Source organism: Streptomyces sp. NPDC057271, assembly GCF_042668715.1.
Lineage (GTDB): Bacteria > Actinomycetota > Actinomycetes > Streptomycetales > Streptomycetaceae > Streptomyces.
Genome location: NZ_JBHUYJ010000125.1, coordinates 14,529 through 21,491, shown reverse-complemented (window position 1 = coordinate 21,491; position 6,963 = coordinate 14,529). Strand labels below are relative to the sequence as shown.

The 6,963-nt window shown below is 69.8% G+C and carries 6 protein-coding genes; 5 read left to right on the top strand and 1 reads right to left on the bottom strand.

The features are described 5' to 3' along the window. Positions 1-810: 810 nt before the first annotated feature. From ACFUJR_RS34730 to ACFUJR_RS34710, 5 genes are all read left to right on the top strand, one after another. Positions 811-1,416 carry a DUF4913 domain-containing protein gene (locus tag ACFUJR_RS34730; protein ID WP_383180369.1) on the top strand — a complete coding sequence of 202 codons (606 nt, stop codon included), beginning with the start codon at positions 811-813 and terminating at the stop codon, positions 1,414-1,416. 776 nt (positions 1,417-2,192) lie between these two features. Further along, positions 2,193-2,669, top strand: a complete 477-nt coding sequence (locus tag ACFUJR_RS34725) for a hypothetical protein (protein ID WP_383180372.1) — start codon at positions 2,193-2,195, stop codon at positions 2,667-2,669. After that, the gene (locus ACFUJR_RS34720) at positions 2,666-3,334 is read left to right on the top strand and encodes a hypothetical protein (RefSeq protein ID WP_383180366.1); all 669 of its coding nucleotides are present in this window, start codon (positions 2,666-2,668) and stop codon (positions 3,332-3,334) included. The genes ACFUJR_RS34725 and ACFUJR_RS34720 overlap by 4 nt, the downstream gene beginning before the upstream one ends. Further along, positions 3,331-4,179, top strand: coding sequence for a winged helix-turn-helix transcriptional regulator (locus ACFUJR_RS34715; RefSeq protein ID WP_383180363.1), 849 nt, complete (start codon positions 3,331-3,333; stop codon positions 4,177-4,179). The genes ACFUJR_RS34720 and ACFUJR_RS34715 overlap by 4 nt, the downstream gene beginning before the upstream one ends. A gap of 126 nt (positions 4,180-4,305) precedes the next feature. Then, positions 4,306-5,244, top strand: coding sequence for a DUF317 domain-containing protein (locus ACFUJR_RS34710; protein ID WP_383180360.1), 939 nt, complete (start codon positions 4,306-4,308; stop codon positions 5,242-5,244). An 862-nt stretch (positions 5,245-6,106) separates the two neighbouring features. On the opposite strand, the gene ACFUJR_RS34705 is transcribed toward ACFUJR_RS34710, so the two are convergent. Beyond that, entirely contained in the window at positions 6,107-6,826 is a 720-nt protein-coding gene (locus ACFUJR_RS34705) for a hypothetical protein (protein ID WP_383451095.1), read from the bottom strand. Between the last annotated feature and the right edge of the window lie 137 nt (positions 6,827-6,963).

Genomic DNA, 6,963 nt, shown 5'->3' with positions numbered 1-6,963 from the left:
TTTCACAACACGCACGGCCGGAACCATATGCCCAACTACCCACACGCACAGTCACCGAGAAGAGGGAACCGTCCAGATAACACCGTCGCCTGGCCCGCCGGAGACCCTGCTCAAGACGCCGACCAGCAACATCGGCAAGAACGGCGGCTCCCAACACCCGGCCAAGAGGAAGAGCGGGGGCCACGGCCCGAACCTGGCCGACGAGGTCGAGTGGCTCCTGCTGCCGACCCCGAAGGCGTCGGACGGGATCAAGGGGTCTCCCAACCAGCGGCACGGCAATGGGGACATGACCCTGCCCAGTGCGGCGGCGTCGCTGTTGCCCACACCCCGGGCCAGCGACACGGGCACCCCGGGCCGCCGCCCCGGCAAGGGGTGGCGCCCTCCCCTGTCGGCGGTGGTCCTGCCGCTGTGGGCGGAGCCGTCCCCGGAAGCCGAGGAGTCGAGCGGCGATGGGGACAGTACGCAGCCGCCATCACCCGATGGGAGACGCTCACGCGCCCCGCGCCGGCGCCCACGGACGCAGCCGGTCGGCTCCGTGCCGACTTCGTCGAGTGGATGCAGGGCCTCGACGCCGGCTGGGTCACCGCCACCCCGGGACTCGGACGCCCGGCGCAGCTCACCGCGCTCGGCAACGGCGTCATTCCCCAACAGGCCGCCCGTGCTCTGCAGTTGCTGGCATCGCCGTTCCCGCGCTGTCCGCGGTGCGCGGCCGGGTAGCGGCTCCCTACCGGGTTTTCCCGGCCGGGCCAAACCGCGGATTCTCCGCATCCTCTCGGGCATGTCGCCGTCTCACAGATGGAGCACGCTCTCATGTCCGACACCAGCCCGACCGCCCCCGGCCCTGAGCCGTTCCGGGTCTCCGACGAGAACCTCGACGACCTCGCCAGCGCCCTCGCCAAGACCATCGCGGAGGTCAGGCGCCAAGGCGTCATCCTCGACCGCCTCGGCTCCGAGCCCGATCCCGTACCTCCTGCCGATCAGCAGACGGACGGCGCTGCGGAAGCCGGGGCGGCCGGCCCCGAGAAGGCCGACGGCCCCACCTCGGTGTTCATCCTCGCCCTGGGCGGCGAGGCGTACGCCGTCGAACTCGCCGCCCTCAGCAACTGGGTGAACCACCTCCTCCTGCCGGTGTACGGCCGGGAAGTCAGCACGACGCGTCCGTGGTGCGCACTGTGGCACGAGCACCCGGAGGCCGTCGCCCGGCTGCACGCCCTCTGGCTCGCGTGGCAGCAGCTCACCGACACCGAGGCCGGCCTGGCCGGTCCGTCGACCTGGCATCGCGACCACCTGGACCAGGCCCTGGTGCACCTCCGTGCCCCGGACGGTCCGTTCGCCGCGTGCACAACGAGCCCGACCCGTCCCAACCACCGGGTGCTGACCACTCCCGCCCCTGTGCAGCCGGGGGTGGCGGCATGAACGACGGCTTCGACTTCGCCTTCGATTTCGATCTCGACGAACTCGCCCCCGCTGATGCCGCGTCCGAGGAGGCGGTGGAGAGGTTCTGGTCCGGTGACCTGACGGCGTTGTCCCAGCACCACACCCCGCCCAACGGCTCCCACAGCTTCGTCATCGCCCACGACCAGTCGGCCACGTGGGGAATACCCGGCGCTCCTCAGGTGATGGCGATCGCCGTCGCCCGGGATCTCACCCGGTTCACGTACACCCTGGAGACGAGCCACCACGCCACGGTGCCCTTCGCCCAGGCGTGGCTGGTCGAGCGCGGCTGCCCGCCTGAGAAGATCGCCAAGGTCCGCGACGGCCTGGTGAAGCCCGCCGACGACCTCACGGTCCAGGTCGAACGGCAGATCCGGGAATCGGGCACCCGGTACGAGGTCCTCGACAACCACACCTCGGACTCCGACCCGTGCGAGACGTGGACGCTGACGCGCGACTCCCGCGCCGACGAGGCACCAATTCGGGTCTTCCACGAAGAGTTGGGACCACGACGCCGGCACGTACACGATGCGCGAGGGCGCCTTCGCCGACGTCGGCACCGCCCGCTCCTGGCTGGACGACCGCAACGGCCCGCTGCCGGAACCGCCGGAGTACAGCGATCACAACGGTGCCGTCGTCCGGGCCCGCATCGCCCTCGCCCGTTCGGCCGGTGCCTTCGCGGCGCCGAAGGCCAGCCTGGACGCCCCCCGTACGCCTCCGGCGGGACCGGCCCAGCGTCCGGTACAGAGGAGGCTGCTGTGAGCCGCGCCCGCTTCGCCTTCGCCGCTCACCCTGATGCCATCTCGGACCTACGGGAACTTCCCGACAGCATCCGCGATTTGGCTCTCCTGGAGCTGCAAAACCTGGTCCATGGAAGTGACGACTGCCTGCCGTTGAAGGGCCGCCTCGCAGGCTTCCACAAGGTCTACGTCGACCCCTCGGTCGCGTACCGGCTGGTGATCCAGTTCCGCCCGGCCCCACCGACCTCGAACCACAAGCGCGAGATCTATCTCGTCGCTGCCGGAAGCCGGAAGGACTACGCGGTCTACCGCACGGCCCACCTACGCATCGCTCCTCAACAGATCACCGAGACGGCCTCCGCCGACGAGGCCCGCGTCCAGGCCGCCTGGTCCCGTTCCTCCCTCACCGCCGGCCGCCCGACGACCGCCCCGGCAGCTCTTCCCCCAGCGGCTCACTCCACGGCCGCCACTTCCCGAAAGGTCCCCCAGCGATGACCACCGATCGTGCCCCGCTGTCCCGTACCGACCTGGCCGGCCTCCTCACCGGGGCCACGCAGAGCGTCTCCGGAATCCTCGCCGCCGAGTACCCGACGGCCGCCAGCCGCTCCTACCTGCACCCCGTACTGGGCGCGCTGTCCGCCGGCCCGCACGTGGTGGGCGAACTGACCGACCGGCTCGAAGAGTTCATGGCCGCCGAGCGGCGTCCCACCACGCCGGCGGGTCTGTTCACCCTGGCCTCCTACGCCTCCGCGCTGGGCTGGCTCACCGAGTCCCTCGCCGAGCTGACCACCGCCGTCGACCAGATCTGCACACGCGTCGGCATCCCCACGGAACCTCGAAATCTGGACTTCTCCGCGACCGAGGACGCCGAGGAGGAAGACGGGTTCGACTTCGCCTTCAGCGCGCTGGAGCTGACGGCGATCCGCACCGCCGCCCAGGCCGCAGGGCTCCCGCCGGGCGACTACGTCGACGTGCTCTCCCAGTCGCTGCTCGCGGCCTCCCGGATCACCGACGCCTGCATGGAGATCTCCAGCGGCCTGATCGAAGACGCCGTGTACGTCCTCGACGAGGCGGCCGACCAGATCTGGACCGGCGGCGAACCAGGAGGACTGCCCACTCTGGTCCGTTCACTGCTCGCCCGGATGGAGGCGGCCGAATGAACCAGCCCCACGTCCCCGCCCGGCCCGTCTTCCCCATCAACTCGTTCGACGCCCAGCGCATCGAGGACGCGTTCGCCCTGATGGGACCGAAGTGGACCACCTGGTCCGTGATGGCCTTGGCCCAGGAGGGCCGCCCCATGCGAATACGGGACATCGCCGCCAAGCTCCCCTTCGTCAGCGAGCAGGTGCTCGGCTTGCGGCTGGCCGCCATGCAAACCGGCGGGCTGGTCACCCGAACCGACACCCGCCACGGAGCGCCATACCGGCTCAGTGCCCTCGGCGAGTCCCTGACGCACGTGCACCGCACGCTGGCCGACTGGTCCCGGATCTACCTGGCGCCCGACGCGACGGCCGAAGCCGAACGCGTCGAGGACGCTGTACGGCGTCTACGACCACGGCATTCCACTGCCCTGATCCAAGTCCTTGCCGACGGCGGCCCGATGCGGTTCGGCCACATCGCCGAGGGCATCGGCCGGGCCGACGCCTTCACCCGGCAGCGCCTCCTCCGGCTCCAGGCCGACGGCCTGGCCACCCGCACGGGACCGCAACACGGCGCCCCCTACACGCTGACCGATGCCGGCCAGGAGCTGGGCCCCGTCTACGCGACCGTCGAGCGCTGGAGCGCCCCCTTGTCCACCCGGTGGACCCCGTCGCCCCCTGTCCCCGTCGCGACGACCCAGCGGACCCACTCCGGTATCCCGTTGGGGTCGGACGGCGCCCGGACCGCAGCAGCCCTGCGCCGGAGCGCTGCCGTACCGAGCGCCCTGTTCAGCCATTCCTCCCAGCCACAACCGCAGGTGCCGACGGCCGTAGCCGCCCAGTCGCCCCCGGGACGGGGCAGGTGATCCGTATGGCGCCGAGAACCAGAGGCACCCCTCCATCGCAACGGCGTCCGCGTGCGCTCCGGCCCCTCACCGCGCTGCGCACGCGGGCGCGTTCCCCTCCTCCCACACGCGCCTGGAGCTTCGACCATGCCCGCCCTCCCCGACCCGTCCCGCTACAAAGAGGTACTGGTCAGCCCCATGTATCTCGCTGGCTCCAATGGGACCGGAGACGCCGGCTTCGCCCCCGTGGCCCACTGGCCTCACCACTACCTCGACGACGGCCCCTGCCAGCTCCTCGTCACCTCTCCCGACCAGCGGATCCGGATCGGCTGGTTCGGCGACGACTCCGAGCTGTGGAGGATCACCGCTGCCGAGGAGGCCGTCGCCGCGCCCCGCTGGACGGCGACCTTCAACCACGTCACCCCGGCCGAGATCGTCGCCGGCCTCACCACCGCCCTGGCCCAGGACTACGCCGCATCCGACCCGTACGAGAACAACGGACGCTTCTTGGCGGACCCGTCGTCGTACCGGGCTGATGCCGTCCAGCCGCTGCTCGATGCCAGCTGGCGCCGAGAGGCAGCCAAGTACGGAACCGTCGAGATCACCGCTCCCGACGGACTGGCAGGTGTCGAGATCGACACCCTTCGCGGCGGACGGGACGCCGAGACCGTCATGCTGTGGGCCGGTCCCCGGGGCTGGGGTACGCGGGCGGAGGCGGTGTTCACGGCCCGCACTCCGTCCCATCTGATCGCCGCGACGGCGGCCGTCATGGCCAGTCCGGCCCCGGTGGTCCGTGAACGACACATGATCCACCGCGAGATGGAGCCGCTGGCCACGCTGACGCAGGTCGGCCCGGCCGCCGATCCCCGGGGCCCTCGCTCTCCGACTCCGCTCGACGTACGCCGCACCGCTGTCACCGAGGCCGTACGCCGTGCCTCGCGCGCTCCGCGGACAGCAGCCGACCTCCGCGTGATGGCGGCACAGAGCCGCACCACGTCCTCGGCGCAGAAGCGGTCGAGCACCCTCGCGCCCACAGCCGCAGCCCGGCCGCCAGCCGCTTCGTCGGCTCCCCGGCACAGCCGCTGACCCCGCCCGGGCCTTCCCGGACGTCCCCTCCGCCCCTCCGAACGACAGGAGTTCCTTCATGCCCGACACCACCGCGCTCGACCAGGCCACTTCCATGATCGAGAAGGCCTGGGGTCAGCCCATCGAGGTGTTGGAAGTCCTCGCGGTCCGTCGCCCCTGCGACGACCCCCCTCTGCGCTCGGCCATGCACATCCGTACGGCCCTGGCCATCACCGACAACGCGGTGTCCGTTCACCAGGATCGTCTGCACGCCATGGCAGCAGTACCTCGAGGCGAACGGGCCCGCCCTGGACGACAAGGAGCGCCGGCCGTCCGTACGTCAGGCGGGCCAGCGCGACAGGTGTACCGAGGACCATCCGGCTTCGGAGGTGCGGCTGAACCGATGCAGAAACGCGGCAGCCGCGCGATCGTCCTTGAGTCCCGTCCCCGGGAAACCGAGATCGCCAGGGTGCCGGTCGACGGGTCGGGTCACCGATCCTGCTCTGCCGCTTCGGCTGCGGTAAGCCCGCGGCGCCTTCAGGGCCTTCGGTCTGGGTCGGGGTGGCGGCGGCCATGCAGCGGGTACAGCGAGAGCCCCGCACAGAGGTGCGGGGCTCTCGCTGGTAGATCCGCAGCCTGTTTCCAGGGACCCCTGGGTCCAGGCGCGGGACGAACCCTGGGTGGATCCGCTGGGTGGGAGTGGCTCAGGCGGTGGCGAGGCCGATTTCGGTGCCCGTGATCAGGGGACCGATCGAGGTGGCGCAGGCGGGCTGGGTCTTGGCTGCGTCGCCGTTCCTGCCGGGTTGGGCGTTTCCCCGACCGGGGACAGGTCATCCCTGTCCGCCCGGGGAACACCGTGCCTGCGGATCGCGGGCAGCTCTGGTCACCTCTTCATGGCGACGGCACCAATGGCACGGTTCTGATCTCCGGACAAGGCACAGATCCCATGCCAGCCATACGCGTCGAAGACGTGGAATACCCTGATCGGCTGACTCTCAGCGGTTCGGCGCATTTCCTGCGAGAAGCGTTCCAGATCGATTGCCGGGCGAAGGTGAGGGCGCGTTTCTTTCGCTCGCTCACGGAATTCGTGAGCCAGTGCTCCTGAGCTCGCCATCCAGACCGGGATGGATAGTGAGTCGGTTTCCGCGAGGGCTTGGAAAATGATCTCCGCTGAGCGCCATCCGTTTCTGGCGAGGGTATGGCAGAGCTCAAGTGCATCGCTGGTTTCGATCTCTCCTACTGCGCCGACAGCCTGAGATGTGGGATCTGCCTCGATCCCCGTGACGCTTGTAGAGGCAATGGCCCGAGTGGCATCCTCGGTAATCATGCACAGAAACAGAGAGGTTGCGAGATGGAGCCGGAAAAGGCGCACAAATTCGACTCCTTGCTCCCTCGCTTCTGTCGCGAATCGGTCTAGGTCCGTCGTTCTTTCGGGGGTGGCGGCCAGCGCATCTCGACGCAGTTCGTAGATTCCGGCTACGCTTGCCGATTTGATCCTATACGCCTTCGCGCTGCGCAGGTCAGCGTGCTTAAGGCCTTCGAGGGCCTGTTGGGATGAGCTCCATCCCTGCTCGGCCAGTTGCCGACACAGAGTCACGATCATGTCGGCTGGGAGCTCTAGTACTTGATTTTCGCGCATTTCCTGCCTTGCGTCCGGACGGAAAGTGATCCTGCGGATGCGGGGAGCACCCGAAGGGGGGCACCCGCTGCCCAGTCCGCGCAATGGGAGGCGGCAAACAG